The organism is Microbulbifer variabilis (assembly GCF_052468405.1).
Window position 1 is genome coordinate 1,081,368 of the sequence record NZ_CP174343.1, and the last position, 13,204, is coordinate 1,094,571.

Below are 13,204 nucleotides of genomic sequence, written 5' to 3' on the forward strand. Positions count from 1 at the left end.
TCAATGGACCAGCCTTATGATTTACTGACTGGTATCGTTCATTTTGCGGCTTATTTTGGCCTGTCACTGGTATTTTTAATTGCGTTTAAATTCCTCTACGCACTGGTGACCCCCCACGATGAGTGGAAGTTGATTCGAGAGGATAAGAATGCAGCGGCTGCTATTGGTTTTGGTGGTGCGGTGCTCGGCTTCGCCATTGCTGTGGGTGGTGCTGCCAGCAATTCGGTGTCCATTACCGACTTCGCTACTTGGGCGGTGGTTGCGTTAATTGCTCAGTTGATTGCGTTTGCCATTATCCGTTTCGGGTTTATGCCTCGTATTGTTGAGCGTATTGAAGACGGGGAGTTGTCTGCTGGGATTATGCTGGCAGCCACAACAATTTCTGTCGGTGTCCTTAATGCTGCCTGTATGAGCTACTAAGCGGGAGTGAGGATGAAACGTACCAAAACTATCAATCTCGCGCGGATGCGCAAAGGTCGGGGAGCAAGCTTTGTTCTGCGCCCTTTGGCAATCGGTGTGGCAGCAGCCCTTGTCGGCTGCTCCTCTGATGAAGAGGTTAAAGTAGTTTCCTCAGTTGAGGACTGCGTAAATAATACCCAATTGGATGAGGCCCAGTGTGAGGCTGCCTACCAGCGCGCGCTGGAAGAGGCTGAGCGCACTGGCCCCAAGTATGCCAATCTTTCCCAGTGCGAAACGGAGTTTGGAAGTTGCCGCGAGACTAGCAGTGGTTTCTGGATGCCCCTGATGACCGGGTTTATGGTTGCTTCACTATTGGATAATGATAGGCGCCATTACTCCTCCGGTTACTATAACCCCGTCTATCGTTATTCTGCCTCTGGTTCCCGTTATTACGATCGTTTGATGACAGCGGATGGGCAGGTGATCGGTCGATACGGCAAGTCGTCCTATACGGTTGACAAGAGTGCGATGGACCCGAAACCCAAGGTAACAAAGACGGTCTCTCGCGGCGGCTTTGGGTCTGTGGCTTCAGCTAAGTCCAGCTGGGGTGGTGGTCGCTCCAGTAGTGGTTCACGGGGCTGGGGAGGCTGATTTTGTGCTGAGGTTGCCGATTGGCGAACGCCCGCGCTGGCAGGAGCGGGCTCAGGAGTTTGGGTTTCACTTCCACACAATGTATGGCGAACCCTACTGGGATGAGAGCGCCTACTATCAGTTCTCCCTGGAGCAGGTAGAAAAACATATAGAAGAGCCTACCGAAGAAATCCATCAGATGTGCCTGGATGTGGTGGCGAAGGTGCTGGAGGATGAGGAGCTGCTACGACGCTTTTGTATCCCTGAGCAACATTGGGATTTTGTACGCAACTCCTGGAAGAACGGCGACCCCAGTCTTTATTCCCGTCTTGATTTTGCCTATTGCGGGCAGGGGCCCGCAAAGCTCTACGAAAATAATGCGGATACGCCTACCAGTCTTTACGAGACTGGTTTTTGGCAATGGTTATGGTTGCAGGATAATGTGGACCGGCGGGCCCTGCCGCTGCAGTCGGATCAGTTCAATAGCTTACAGGAAAAGCTGGTTAATCGTTTCCTGGATTTACAGTTTCTCACTCCTGGTCGCGAACTACACTTTGCCTGTTGCAAAGATACTGAAGAGGATCGCGGTACTGTCCAATACCTGCAGGACTGTGCCAGTGAGGCCGGCATTACCAGCCATTTTGTCTTTATGGAAGATATCGGTTGTGATACGGATGGTTTTTTTACAGATATGCAAGACCAGGTGATTACCTGGATGTTCAAACTGTACCCCTGGGAGTTTATGTTCCGAGAGGAGTTTGGCTCTTTGCTGGGGACTAATAATGTGCGCTGGCTGGAACCGCCATGGAAAGCGATTTTATCCAATAAAGCACTGCTGCCGATGTTGTGGAAGTTATTTCCGGGGCACCCAAACCTGCTACCATCTTTTTTTGAGGATGAGCTGCACAAGGCTGCTGAATTTACTGAGCTGGTAAAGAAACCGATTTTTTCCCGGGAAGGAGCTAATATTTCCATTGTGCGTGGAGGTGATGTGCAATCCCTTTCCGGTGGCCCTTACGGTGAAGAGGGATTTGTATTTCAGGCTATGCATCCACTGCCAAAGTTTGGAAAAAACTATACGCTGATAGGTAGTTGGTTGGTGGATGATATGGCGGCTGGAATGTCTATTCGTGAAGATGGAAATATTGTGACTCAGGATATGAGCCGTTACTTGCCGCATATTATTCTCTAGGCCGGTAGTACTGCAGCACCCACTACATGTCATTTGCCGGCGATACAGTTTAGGGTATCACTTATCTTCACTGTTTCTTGGTGTTGCTCAGCAAGCCACTGGCAATCATCCCTTCAATTTTCTTACTGAGGCGCTCATAAGTGAATGGCTTTTGGATACAATCTAGTACTCCATCAGCGATTACCTCCTGAACTTTGCTATCGACACTGTAACCTGTGGAAAGTAGGGCTTTTACTTCGGGGTTAATACGGCGGAGGAAAGCAAATAATTCCTGGCCATCCATGCCAGGCATAATCATATCGAGAATCACCAGGTCCACCTGATCGCAATGTTGGCGGTAGTAGGTAATTGCCTGTTCAGCCGTAGCAAAAGCCACAACACTGTGGCCATTCATTTCAAAAAGAGTTTTTGAATAACTCCGAACAATAGCTTCATCGTCTACAACCATGATGTTCAGTTTGCACCCAGCCGAAGGCAGGTTTGCTGGAGCGCCGGGTTTTTCCGGACGGGCTTTGGAAATTGGCAGGTATAGCTTGAAGGTGCTGCCTTCTCCTTCACGGCTATGGCACTTAATTGCGCCCTTATGGAGGTGGATGGTGCCGTGCACCGCTGCGAGCCCAAGGCCAGCGCCGCGGCCACTTTCCTTCGTTGTGAAAAAAGGCTCAAAGATCCGGCGTCGCACCTCAGGTGACATTCCGGTACCGCTGTCACTAATGGTGATTAACAAGTAATGGCCGGGCTGAACTTCAAAATCAGCGATAGTTATCTCTTTTTCGATAGTGATGTTGCTGCTGGTGAAGCGTAGGGTGCCTCCATTCGGCATTGCATCTTTTGCATTGATGCCAATATTTAAAAGGGCGCTTTTTAGTTGGGCGGGGTCGCCAATTACATGGGGGCGATTAGCCTCGAGTAGTTGCTCGATACGGATACGCCGGTCGATGGTTCGGCCGAGCATAGCGCAAACGTCACGTGTAATTTCGTGAGTATTACAATCCTTCAGCTGATAATTTCCTTTGCGGGCAAAGGTGAGTAGCTGCTTGGTCAGCTCTGCTGCGTGGCGCGCTGTAGTCAGGATATGATTAGTGTATTCACTGATACGGGGGTCTTCGGAGATCTGCTGTATTATCTCTGCGTAGCCACTGATCCCGTGAATCATATTGTTGAAATCATGTGCTATGCCACCGGCCAGCTCACCGATAGCCTGCATTTTCTGGGCTTGGCGCAGCTCCTCCTCTAATAGCCGCTGCTTGGTAATATCTGTACCAATACTGAGTATGCCGCTGGGGCGGCCGCTCTCGTCGGATATAATTTTATTGGTCCAGGCAATCCAAACCCTTTTACCGCATTTGGTAATATTTTCGTTGATGTTGTAGCGGTGTTCCTGTGGGTGGTCGCAGATATCGTCAATCAGTTTACGCAAGTCACGCCCACTGGTTTCACTGGCGGGTACGATTGTGCCGACCAAGTGCCTACCAATTATCTCAGCCTCGGTGTAGCCAAAGAGTTGTTGTGCGTATTCATTGAAAGAAGTAATTCTCCCATTTCTGTCACAGCGCATAATAATAGAGTTGGCATGCTCAACCAGTTCCCGGTAGCGCTCCTCACTTTTACGCAGGGCCTCGTAAACCTGATTCGAATCCAGCTCCCGGGTTGAGGCAAGGGCTGGGGAGGGTGAGAAAATAGGTAAATTGCTCTCCTTGATCATTTGTTCTCCTCCTGAGTCACCCTTGAGTATTTTTTCACCAGAAATTGCACCACGTAGAAAAAGAAAAGTATATAGGTAGCTAATTCGTTTTTTGATCTAGCACGCAGTCTTTGCTGACACGCCGTTATTTGTAAGCGAGTTTGTAATCACGTGTTTGCGTCAATGTGATTCGGTTCAACAGTGTTTTGCGGAGCTATAGGGGCCAAATGAAATATGGTGTACCCGCTGGTAGGGCTAAAACTTTTGCACGGTCAAGTAGTGGCTACAGCGTAACAACCTGATAGCATTTACCGCTATATTCAAAACCATTGGATGATTTACTATGCAGCTGCATTCTCGAGTTTTCGGGCGCGGTGTCGTGGCTCTGTTTTGTGCCACGTTGCTGCTGTCCGCTTGCGGAGAGAAGAAGGTTGAGAGCGAGCAGAGATCCCTGGACTTCGCCCGCCTGGATGCCTTTCCCTCCACTTATTCAGTCAGTCAGTCCCGTCCGGTCCTGATTCAGGGGGCCACTTTACTCACCGGTACTGGCGAGCAACTGGAAAATACAGATCTGTTATTGGAAGGTGGCAAGATTGCCCAGGTTGGTAAAGACCTGAAGGCTCCGGAAGGAGCCCTGGTGGTGGATGGCAAGGATAAATGGGTTACCCCCGGTATTATTGATGTGCATTCCCATCTGGGTGATTATCCGGCACCCTCTATCGAATCCTCTCAAGACGGCAATGAGATGACTTCGCCCAATACTGCGCAAGTGTGGGCAGAGCACTCCGTATGGACCCAGGACCCCCAGTTCCCGTTGGCACTGGCAGGTGGCGTTACCACTTTGCAAATTCTACCAGGTTCCGCCAACCTGTTCGGCGGCCGCAGTGTAACCCTGAAGAATGTGCCCGGCCGCAGTGTGCAGGATATGAAATTCCCCGGTGCGCCCTATGGTTTGAAGATGGCCTGTGGTGAGAACCCCAAGCGTGTTTACGGTGGCAAGGGTACTTCTCCCTCAACGCGTATGGGGAATGTGGCTGGCTATCGTAAAGCTTGGATTGAAGCCAGCAGCTACAAGAAAAAATGGGAAGACTATGTAAAGAATGGCGGCGATGAGCCCGAGCGCGACCTGGGGATGGAAACCCTGGCGGGTGTGCTGAACGGCGATATTCTGGTGCACAATCACTGCTATCGCGGTGAGGAAATGGCCGTAATGATGGATGTTGCTAAAGAGTTCGACTTTAAGGTTTCTACTTTCCACCACGCAGTTGAGGCCTACAAAGTAGCCGACCTGCTGGCAGAAAACGATGTTTGCGCAGCGATGTGGGCCGATTGGTGGGGCTTTAAGCATGAAGCCTTTGATATGACCGAGGCGAATATTGCGATTGTCGACCAGGCCAAAGCCTGCGCTATGATCCACTCCGATTCCGGTGTGGGCGTGCAGCACCTGAATGAAGAGGTAGCCAAAGCGATGACTGCGGGCCGACGCGCGGGTTTTGATATCCAACCCAAGGATGCCGTTGCCTGGATGACATCAAACCCTGCTAAGGCGTTGGGTATTGAAGAACAAACTGGCAGCCTGGAGAAGGGCAAAATGGCTGATGTTGTGGTTTGGTCTGGTAATCCCTTCAGTGTTTACACCCACGTCGATCAAGTATTTATCGATGGTGAACTGATGTATGACCGCGCTGATGAAAAGCGCCAACCGCGCAGCGATTTTGAGCTGGGTATTCTCAATGCAGAGGGAGAGCGGCAGTGAAAAGAGTAGTTGTTTTTTGTGCGTTTGCCCTCGGAGTTCTGGCAGCTAGTGCCCAGGCAGAGAGCATCCTTATCAAGGGTGGCAAGGTGCATACCTTGGGGGACAAAGGCAGTTTGGAGTCTGCCGATGTACTTGTTGTCGGTGGCAAAGTGGAGCAGGTAGGCCCCTCCCTGAGCGTTTCTGCTGACCGGGTAATTGATGCACAAGGCAAAGTAGTCACTCCGGGAGTGATAGCGCCGGTTTCCGAGCTTGGTCTGGTGGAAATCAGTGCTGCCAGCTCAACAAATGATCAGTCGGTAACTGGTGAGAGTATTGGCAGTGCATTTAATCCGCTGCCCGCCTACAACCCTAAATCTACTTTGATTCCTTTCAATCGCGCAGGGGGCGTGACCAGTGCTGTAGTTTTTCCCGGTATCAGCACCTGGGATGACGGTGCTGTTGAAGCCCAGCGCGTATTCGCCGGGCGCAGCTTTGCTATTAAGCTGAATGGTGAGTTCGATAGTGTAGAAGCCAAAGATGTAGCCCAGAAGGCCTATTTAGGAGAGGCCGGTGCACAGTTAGCTGGCGGCAGTCGTGCCAATGCCTATGCCAAGGTTGAGAAGGCCTTGAGTGAAGCTAAGGAGTACCGGGAAAATCGCGCTGCGATTCGTCGTGGTGAGTGGCGTGAACTGGATTACAGTTTGGCAGATCTGGAGGCCTTACAGCCGGTGGTGAGTGCTAAGGAGCCTTTGGTCATTACCGCCAATCGCGCCAGCGATATTCTCGGTGCAATTGAGCTTGCCAAAGCCTTCAGTGTGAAACTGGTGGTGCTGGGAGCAGCTGAGGGCTGGATGGTAGCGAATCAGCTGGCTGAGGCCCAGGTGCCAGTGGTTATTGATGCTATCAATAACTTGCCTATTTCCTTTTCCAGCCTGGGTGCGCGCCTCGATAATGCGGCGTTACTTACCAAGGCAGGTGTAAAAGTGGCTATTAGTGGGCCCGACTACGCTTCTACCCACAATGTGTATCTATCTCGCCAGTCGGCCGGTAATGCTGTTGCTCATGGCCTACCTTATGAGGAAGCCCTGAAGTCTATCAGCAGCAATGTGGCTGATATTTTCAATCTGCAGGGCGGGACACTGGAGCAGGGTGCAGTGGCTGATATCGTCGTTTGGAGCGGAGATCCCCTGGAAGTTACCAGCTACCCGGAACAGGTATTGATTGAGGGTGAACCTCAATCTCTCGTTACTCGTTCTACCCGTTTGCGAGATCGCCATTTGAAGCCCACCAAGGGTCACAATTTTGGCTACCAATATTAATTTGGCCTGGCCATAGCTGTGAAGTAAAGAGCGGGTATTGCCCGCTCTTTTGTTATCTGCCTACAGGAAATTAAGACAATGAGCAAAAAAGCCTTGCTTGTTGTATAGGATCTGTGTGGCAGCAATATAGTCTTTACAGCTATATTCCAACAGTCTGATGAATAAGAAAAAGGATCGACCTAATGGCCTATGTTACGGCACTTTATACCAGTCTCTGTGCAATCCTGATTATCTACCTGGCACTAAGGGTGGTGCAGTTTCGCCGCACTAAGCGTGTGGGAATTGGCACCGGTGATGATCGCTCTAATGAGATCCGAGTGAGAGTGCATGCGAATGCAATTGAATATACACCTATAGCACTGTTACTACTTTTACTTGCTGAACTGGGTGGTTTATCACAAATTTGGCTGCATATATTTGGGATTTCATTTTTACTTTCCCGTATTTTCCACGCATATGGTCTAACTGCCGGTAAAGGTGGGACACACATGGGGCGTTTTTGGGGTACGCTGATCAGCTGGGTGGTGATATTGGCTTTGGCCATAGTTAATATTGTTCAGGCTGTGAAAGCTCTGTAAACAGCGGGCAAGAAGGGTATCGCTGGTTAGAGAGAGGTGAGCATGGCCAGCGGCACTGGTTAATCATCAAATAGTTGGGGGGCTAATAAAAAAGCCCGGCTTAACCGGGCAGAGTACAGGGATGAAACTACAAGCACTTACTGGTTGGCGGCAAAGGGAGTAACAGTTTCATCAGAGGTTTCCTCTGCACTGTCCCCTTCCAGCAGAGCCTCCGGTTTGCCTTTGCAGGCTTTGGCTAGTGAATCGCGGCGCTTGGCTAACAGCAGCCCTATTTCTTCGCCAGTCTGTTCATCAATACCTTCGATATGGCGCTCTATTAGTGAGGTGATGTTGGCAGCCAGTTCCAGCATCTTATCGTGTTCTTCAGCATCTTTTTTGTTGTCGAACATTGCTCCGTCTCGATCACATTTCCAAACAGCTACTACGGCCATGATGTGCCTCCCAATTGCCTTTCAGACATTCCAATTTTTTTGTATGACCATACAGTAACTGTATAAATATTCAGTGTCAACGCAGGGGTCGACAAATAGGCGGGAAATTAATTGCGGTCAGGAGAGAGAGGGTTGCGATAGCCTGAACACAGGGAATTTTTAAGGCTGTCATAATACCGCTTCGCTGCTCGGTGTAACCCCCCAGGTGCCGAGTTGCAAACTCCGCTATCACAGGCCCGTAAACCGGGCCTGTTTTTTTTTAAATGTAAGCGTCAATTGCCGCTTGGTTATCGAGCAGGCTTCTCGGCACTGTCTTTTGCCCTTTCTGACTCTGGGCTGTGGCCGTCAATCGAAGGAAATCAGATCGTCAATACGAGCTTTGCAGCTAGTCCGATCAGCAATAGGCCAAACAATTGCTGGATGCGGTGGCCCAGGTGCTTGCTGACTAACTGACGCTTGCGGCTGGCATGTACTGCCAAGGCGATGATGCAATACCAGAGGGTATCTATCCCGGAAGCTACTGCGGCCATTCCCAACTTAGTGGTAAGAGTCTGTTGCTCCGATACAAACTGACTGAATAAGGCAGTAAAGAACACTGCAATTTTGGGGTTAAAAAAGGCTACACCAAAACCCTGCGCGATTGCGCGCTGAGTACTTTGTTTTGGTGCCTCCAATTTGGTGGTGCTGGAGCCCGGTGCTGGTGCGCGCAGGGCCTTCCAGCCTAAATACACCAACATGGCGGCACCGGCCCATTGCAAAATACTGAACAGCAGTGGTGAGCTGGTAATTAGTACGGCTAGACCAAAAGCGGTGAGGGCGGCATAGATGGCGACACCAGCCCCATGGGCGATTGCACTGGCGAGCCCCTGCTGGAGCCCTGATGCGGAAGAGCGCATTACGATCAATAGACTGGGCCCAGGAGACATGGCCCCGAGTGCACAGATACCTGCGAGTGATAACCAACCGAGTAAATCCATTATTTAAAGCCGCCCCCTTGTGCCAGCCATTGTTTCTCTTCATCTGTAGATTCGCGGCCGAGTGCCGCGTTGCGGTGCGGATAGCGCCCAAACTGCTCAATCACTGCCTGATGAGCCAGGGCGTATCGATAGTGGGTCGCAAGGTATGGGGCAACACTTGGGTCACCCTGGTACTGTCGCTGCAACTGGCTGAAGTATGCCACGGAGCGTCGTTGCATCGGGAGTTTTTCACTGTGCTCCAGCGGCATACCCACGAATATTTGCTGAAATAGTCCGAGTCTGCCGGTGTCTCCGCGCCGTAGGATATCTTCGGTAACTTCCAGCGCGAGGAGGTCTCCCGCAAAGGCTTTCTCGTTACCGCGATAGATATTGCGAGCGAACTGATCGCATAGGAGCACCAGGGCAAGCTCGCCTCGCAGGGTTTGGCGCCAATGGGGCAGTCTTCCCTCCAGAGCCCGCTCGGTAACCCTGCCAAAGTCGCACCGTATCTCGCGATCTAACGCTGGCGTCGCTGCAAACCAGCGTTGCTGCTGCGATTTGGATGGCAAGTGGCCCAGCGTTGGGCCGCCGAACCAGAATGTCAGCACATCCACTATTGAAGACATCAACCTGAACTCGTTTTTCAGTGGTCTGGATTATTGCGACTTTTATACCTGTTGGTCCAGCCGCAGAGGGAGATGGTGCTACCGGAAAGGTGGCGCGAAAAAATTTTTATGCATCTGCATCCAAACCTGAGGCTAGTCCCGTCATAGAGGTGTACAAGGAGAAACGATCTGGAGGTCACAATGTTTACTGCGGGATCATTTAAGAAGGTACAATTTTGCGCCGTACTGTTACTGGCGCTCAGCGGCATGCAAGCGGCAGAAGCCAGGGCGGTAGAGCTGGGCTTTTCTGTGGAAGACATCCACCGGCAGCTCATTGAGAAGACTGACCGGCATTTTATGGCGAAGCTCAATGAGTGTAAGGCAAAAGCTGATTCACAGAGCATCGGATTCCCCTATCCGGTGCATGTAGCTGAGGATAAGCCTAAACAGGGCGCCACACCGAGCCCTTATTCAAAAGGTCGCCTCACAGTCATGTAAGGCCAAAAAGTGGTTTTGGGTATCCCCGACGGTGCAACAGCACATATAACGAGAATGATCAGAGAGTAAAAAATGAGAGCGAGAAATTCACAATCCATGCGGGCTGGCGCTCGCTGGCTGGTAACTCTGGTGGCTGCATTTGCCGCCCTGGGTAGCTGGGCACAGGATGACAGCACGGAGATGCCGAAGCCTCCTGCTCCACCATCGATTGATGCCGAAGCGTCCGAGCCGAACTCACGGGTGCGGATTATGCGTGATGACAACGGCGTGCTCACTATTAAAACCCAGGGTGAAGATGGCGAGCGCAGTGAAGTCAAAGTAGATCTGGGTACCGATTTTGGTGGGCCACTGAGTCAGCGGATTATTGAGAAGCTTGAGAGCAAAGGCATTCTCGACGATCGGGGCCAAGTGGTTGAGGAGGCCCTGGATCAGGTTCCGGAGAATGTCGAAATCGGTTTGACTAGGCATTACGACCACAAGGCCAGGTTTTGGGATAGGGCGCATAACACTGAGCCCTTGGAGTCCTGGCTGGTACCAATAATCGCTCTGATCTGCATTTTTGGGATGCCGGTGCTGATTGTCTGGCTGGTGACTCATAACAGCTACCGCAAGAAACAGTTGGTTGTGGAAAATATCAACCGCATGGTTGCTGAAGGTCGCGATGTACCGCCTGAGATGCTGGATATGCTCGAAGGCAACAGCCCCAGGAGTCCTGCAGATAGAGGCATCACCCTTATTGCTGTGGGTGCAGCGGTGTTTATCTGGCTGACGGCCCTGGCAGGCTTTGGTGTAGGTAGTCTGGGTTTGATCCCACTGTTTATCGGCCTGGCCCGCTTTATCAACTGGAAGCTCGATAACAAGCAGGTGTAAGGACCCGAATATGGACCTCAATGATGAGGATTTGATCAGGCGCACCGTCGAAGACGGGGACCAGCGGGCATATGCTCAGCTGGTTCGCCGCTATCAGTCACAGCTGCGATTCTCGCTCCGTCAGCTGTGTGATGGCGACCAGGGCCTGGCGGACGATATGGCGCAGGAGGCCTTTATCAAGGCCTACAAGGCGTTGCCGGCATTTCGGGGGGATGCCCGGTTCAGCACCTGGTTGTACCGTATCGCCTACAATCTCGTCATGAGCCACAAACGCAAGAATGCGCCAGATGTGGATCAGGAGGCGGTCGACAGAGCTCAAGCAGAAGAGACTGTGGAAGAGTCCCAGCAACTGGGTATGGCAAGGGATCTAAACTCTGCTATGAGTAGCCTGAGCGATGCCCAGCGTCAGGCGATACATCTGTGTATGCAGAGGGGCTTTTCCCATGAGGAGGCGGCAAGCATTATGAAGTTGCCGCTGGGTACGGTAAAATCCCATGTGAATCGCGCGAGGGCCAAGCTGCGCAGCTTGCTCCAGCCATGGCGCGAGGAGGTGGTAAATGGTTAATTTTGAACAGCGGAACACTAAGGGTGGCACCTTGAACGATGTTGCTATAGAGGGCAAAGATCCACAGTTCGATGCCTGGCTAAGCGAACAGCTGCAGTTCGATGAGCCCTACCTGGACGACGATGGCTTCTGTGAAAGCGTGATGGCAAAACTGCCTGCGCCTTCAAAGGATAGTGAGCGCCGTGCCAGCCGATCCCAATACATCGCTGTGTTGGCAGCCTCAGGAATCGTGGCCTGGCAATTTCCATTTGGTGAAGTATTGAGTGAAGCAGCGCGCCAGTCCATCAGCCTTTACAGTCTGGTTGGCGTTGGAATGCTCTCCTCGCTAGTGGTGATGGCTGGCGGTATTTTTGCTGCACGTCGCTGATTAATTCCTAATAGTAATAAATAGGGATTATCGGCCTGCCCCCACTACCAATTGGGGGCGGATAAAATTTTGCTCCTCCGCTAATTGGAACACTTTTAAATAGTGACTTCGTACTGTAGAGGGTATGCTTTTAATTTCTTCTCTCTTTTTTGTATAGCCATGGACAGCGCTATGCTCGACACGGTGCTCTGATACTGGGTTAACGTCTAACCTGCCACCACGGTGCCGGTGGATATTTTCCTCAAATGTAAATGTGGGCCTGTAGATATTTAGTCCCCCTCAAGGGCAGCTTTACAGAATTCCACAAGTCATCCTCATCATAAATTACTTTGGAAAGCAGATTTATTCCGAGTAACACACTCTTTAAGGCAAGCGCAGTAAAGTGTATATCCTCACAATCGAATTCCCTTTTTTCTTCTGAAAGAGTTAGCAATTGTTCGAAGTGCTTAAGAGTTGTCTCTGGAGCTCTGGAGAGTGTCGGGCTGGCTTTTTCGTCCCTCCCAACAAGCCCGGCAATGTTATTAGCAGCAAGGCTACCGCAATGATATGGGGTACTTGCCCTAGCTAAACAAACATTGCTGTGGATCATGAATATTTCTTTCAGTATCTCCTCTTCCGGTTCACTTTTATACAGTACAAAGTCTGGGGGCTACTCAAAATACATATTCAATATTTCAAGGAATAACTCCTCACGTGCTCCAAGGGAATTGTAGAAGTTCGAGCGGGTAATGCCGAGTGTCTCTTAGAGCGCCTTAACAGGGTAAGCTTCATCACCCTCCCTCCAGATCACATTCATGATTGTCTGTAGTGCTTCCCGATCGAGCCTCTTTACTCTACTCCTTTTTTAAATGTATGGACAAAAAACAGAGCTTCCCATATTAACTCGTCTACGGAAAGGGTTTCGAAAGAGGTAAGAGTTAATCAATGGCAGCTGGGCATTTTGGGTGTGTCCGCAGGCCACTTGATAGAGCCGCGGAAGAGGCATGGGAGAGAAACGTTAAAGGATTTATGAGATTTTCGAGTGGGCTTGATGATGAATGTCCGGAAGCTGCAACGCTGTTGAGAATGCGTGATAGATTTATTAATAAAAAACTTGATTGTTATGGAGCTAAGGCTGCTTTTGATTCGAAGTTACTGGCCAGTGGAGATTCCAGGCAGGTATTAACCAGGGTTAACAGATCCGCTAACTTTGGTGACCAGCTCAATCAGCCTGTGTTGATTGCATCAATGGAGTTTTCACGCCCCATAAAAATCAAGTGGTTGTGCTGGAGTGTATAGTGACGTTTAACCATCTAAATGAACCATCTGACCGTGCCACTGGTGTAAAGGCTGGATACCAGTTCAATCGCGGTTTAAGTTTCTATTCAAGTGAGAC

At 50.7% G+C, this 13,204-nt stretch carries 16 protein-coding genes; 11 read left to right on the plus strand and 5 right to left on the minus strand.

The genetic code is table 11. The features are described 5' to 3' along the window. The first annotated feature begins 3 nt into the window (after positions 1–3). From ACJJJB_RS05255 to ACJJJB_RS05265, 3 genes are read left to right on the plus strand one after another with little or no spacing between them, the layout of a single operon-like run. On the plus strand, positions 4–420 hold the full coding sequence (locus ACJJJB_RS05255; RefSeq protein ID WP_020414863.1) for a DUF350 domain-containing protein: 417 nt from the start codon (positions 4–6) through the stop codon (positions 418–420). Positions 421–432: 12 nt separating this feature from the next. Beyond that, positions 433–1,050, plus strand: coding sequence for a DUF1190 domain-containing protein (locus tag ACJJJB_RS05260; protein WP_020414864.1), 618 nt, complete (start codon positions 433–435; stop codon positions 1,048–1,050). Positions 1,051–1,054: 4 nt separating this feature from the next. Then, positions 1,055–2,221, plus strand: a complete 1,167-nt coding sequence (locus ACJJJB_RS05265; RefSeq protein ID WP_445365838.1) for a glutathionylspermidine synthase family protein — start codon at positions 1,055–1,057, stop codon at positions 2,219–2,221. 67 nt (positions 2,222–2,288) lie between these two features. Here ACJJJB_RS05265 and ACJJJB_RS05270 read toward each other — a convergent pair whose 3' ends face one another. Continuing rightward, positions 2,289–3,926 (minus strand): hybrid sensor histidine kinase/response regulator, encoded by a 1,638-nt coding sequence (locus ACJJJB_RS05270; protein WP_020414866.1) that lies wholly within the window; start codon positions 3,924–3,926, stop codon positions 2,289–2,291. Between the two features lie 322 nt (positions 3,927–4,248). Between ACJJJB_RS05270 and ACJJJB_RS05275 the strand changes: the two genes are divergently transcribed. The 3 genes from ACJJJB_RS05275 to ACJJJB_RS05285 all read left to right on the plus strand — a co-directional run bounded on the left by ACJJJB_RS05275 (position 4,249) and on the right by ACJJJB_RS05285 (position 7,537). Beyond that, on the plus strand, positions 4,249–5,661 hold the full coding sequence (locus tag ACJJJB_RS05275; RefSeq protein ID WP_282951022.1) for an amidohydrolase: 1,413 nt from the start codon (positions 4,249–4,251) through the stop codon (positions 5,659–5,661). Further along, positions 5,658–6,959, plus strand: a complete 1,302-nt coding sequence (locus ACJJJB_RS05280) for an amidohydrolase family protein (protein WP_353375109.1) — start codon at positions 5,658–5,660, stop codon at positions 6,957–6,959. The genes ACJJJB_RS05275 and ACJJJB_RS05280 overlap by 4 nt, the downstream gene beginning before the upstream one ends. A gap of 182 nt (positions 6,960–7,141) precedes the next feature. After that, positions 7,142–7,537, plus strand: a complete 396-nt coding sequence (locus tag ACJJJB_RS05285) for an MAPEG family protein (RefSeq protein ID WP_444945292.1) — start codon at positions 7,142–7,144, stop codon at positions 7,535–7,537. Positions 7,538–7,674: 137 nt separating this feature from the next. On the opposite strand, the gene ACJJJB_RS05290 is transcribed toward ACJJJB_RS05285, so the two are convergent. The 3 genes from ACJJJB_RS05290 to ACJJJB_RS05300 form a co-directional block, all read right to left on the minus strand. Continuing rightward, a complete protein-coding gene (locus tag ACJJJB_RS05290; protein WP_020414870.1) occupies positions 7,675–7,968 on the minus strand; it encodes a YebG family protein in 294 nt (97 codons plus the stop codon). 359 nt (positions 7,969–8,327) lie between these two features. Continuing rightward, positions 8,328–8,945 (minus strand): LysE family translocator, encoded by a 618-nt coding sequence (locus ACJJJB_RS05295; RefSeq protein WP_020414871.1) that lies wholly within the window; start codon positions 8,943–8,945, stop codon positions 8,328–8,330. Further along, complete coding sequence (locus ACJJJB_RS05300; protein ID WP_020414872.1) at positions 8,945–9,550, minus strand: DUF924 family protein; 606 nt, start codon at positions 9,548–9,550, stop codon at positions 8,945–8,947. Before ACJJJB_RS05300 ends, ACJJJB_RS05295 begins: the two co-directional genes overlap by 1 nt. Before the next feature lie 180 nt (positions 9,551–9,730). On the opposite strand from ACJJJB_RS05300, the gene ACJJJB_RS05305 reads away from it, so the two are divergent. The 4 genes from ACJJJB_RS05305 (at position 9,731) to ACJJJB_RS05320 (ending at position 11,829) form a co-directional block, all read left to right on the plus strand. Beyond that, a complete protein-coding gene (locus tag ACJJJB_RS05305; RefSeq protein ID WP_444945291.1) occupies positions 9,731–10,027 on the plus strand; it encodes a hypothetical protein in 297 nt (98 codons plus the stop codon). 72 nt (positions 10,028–10,099) lie between these two features. Further along, complete coding sequence (locus ACJJJB_RS05310; protein WP_157533680.1) at positions 10,100–10,897, plus strand: DUF6249 domain-containing protein; 798 nt, start codon at positions 10,100–10,102, stop codon at positions 10,895–10,897. Between the two features lie 10 nt (positions 10,898–10,907). Continuing rightward, the gene (locus tag ACJJJB_RS05315) at positions 10,908–11,462 is read left to right on the plus strand and encodes a sigma-70 family RNA polymerase sigma factor (RefSeq protein ID WP_020414875.1); all 555 of its coding nucleotides are present in this window, start codon (positions 10,908–10,910) and stop codon (positions 11,460–11,462) included. Beyond that, positions 11,455–11,829 carry a hypothetical protein gene (locus ACJJJB_RS05320; protein WP_020414876.1) on the plus strand — a complete coding sequence of 125 codons (375 nt, stop codon included), beginning with the start codon at positions 11,455–11,457 and terminating at the stop codon, positions 11,827–11,829. Before ACJJJB_RS05315 ends, ACJJJB_RS05320 begins: the two co-directional genes overlap by 8 nt. Positions 11,830–12,070: 241 nt before the next feature. Here the strand turns inward: ACJJJB_RS05320 and ACJJJB_RS05325 are convergent, their stop codons facing one another. Further along, entirely contained in the window at positions 12,071–12,418 is a 348-nt protein-coding gene (locus ACJJJB_RS05325; RefSeq protein ID WP_445365839.1) for a hypothetical protein, read from the minus strand. A 335-nt stretch (positions 12,419–12,753) separates the two neighbouring features. Between ACJJJB_RS05325 and ACJJJB_RS05330 the strand changes: the two genes are divergently transcribed. Next, positions 12,754–13,107, plus strand: coding sequence for a hypothetical protein (locus ACJJJB_RS05330; protein ID WP_445365840.1), 354 nt, complete (start codon positions 12,754–12,756; stop codon positions 13,105–13,107). The last annotated feature ends 97 nt before the right edge of the window (positions 13,108–13,204 follow it).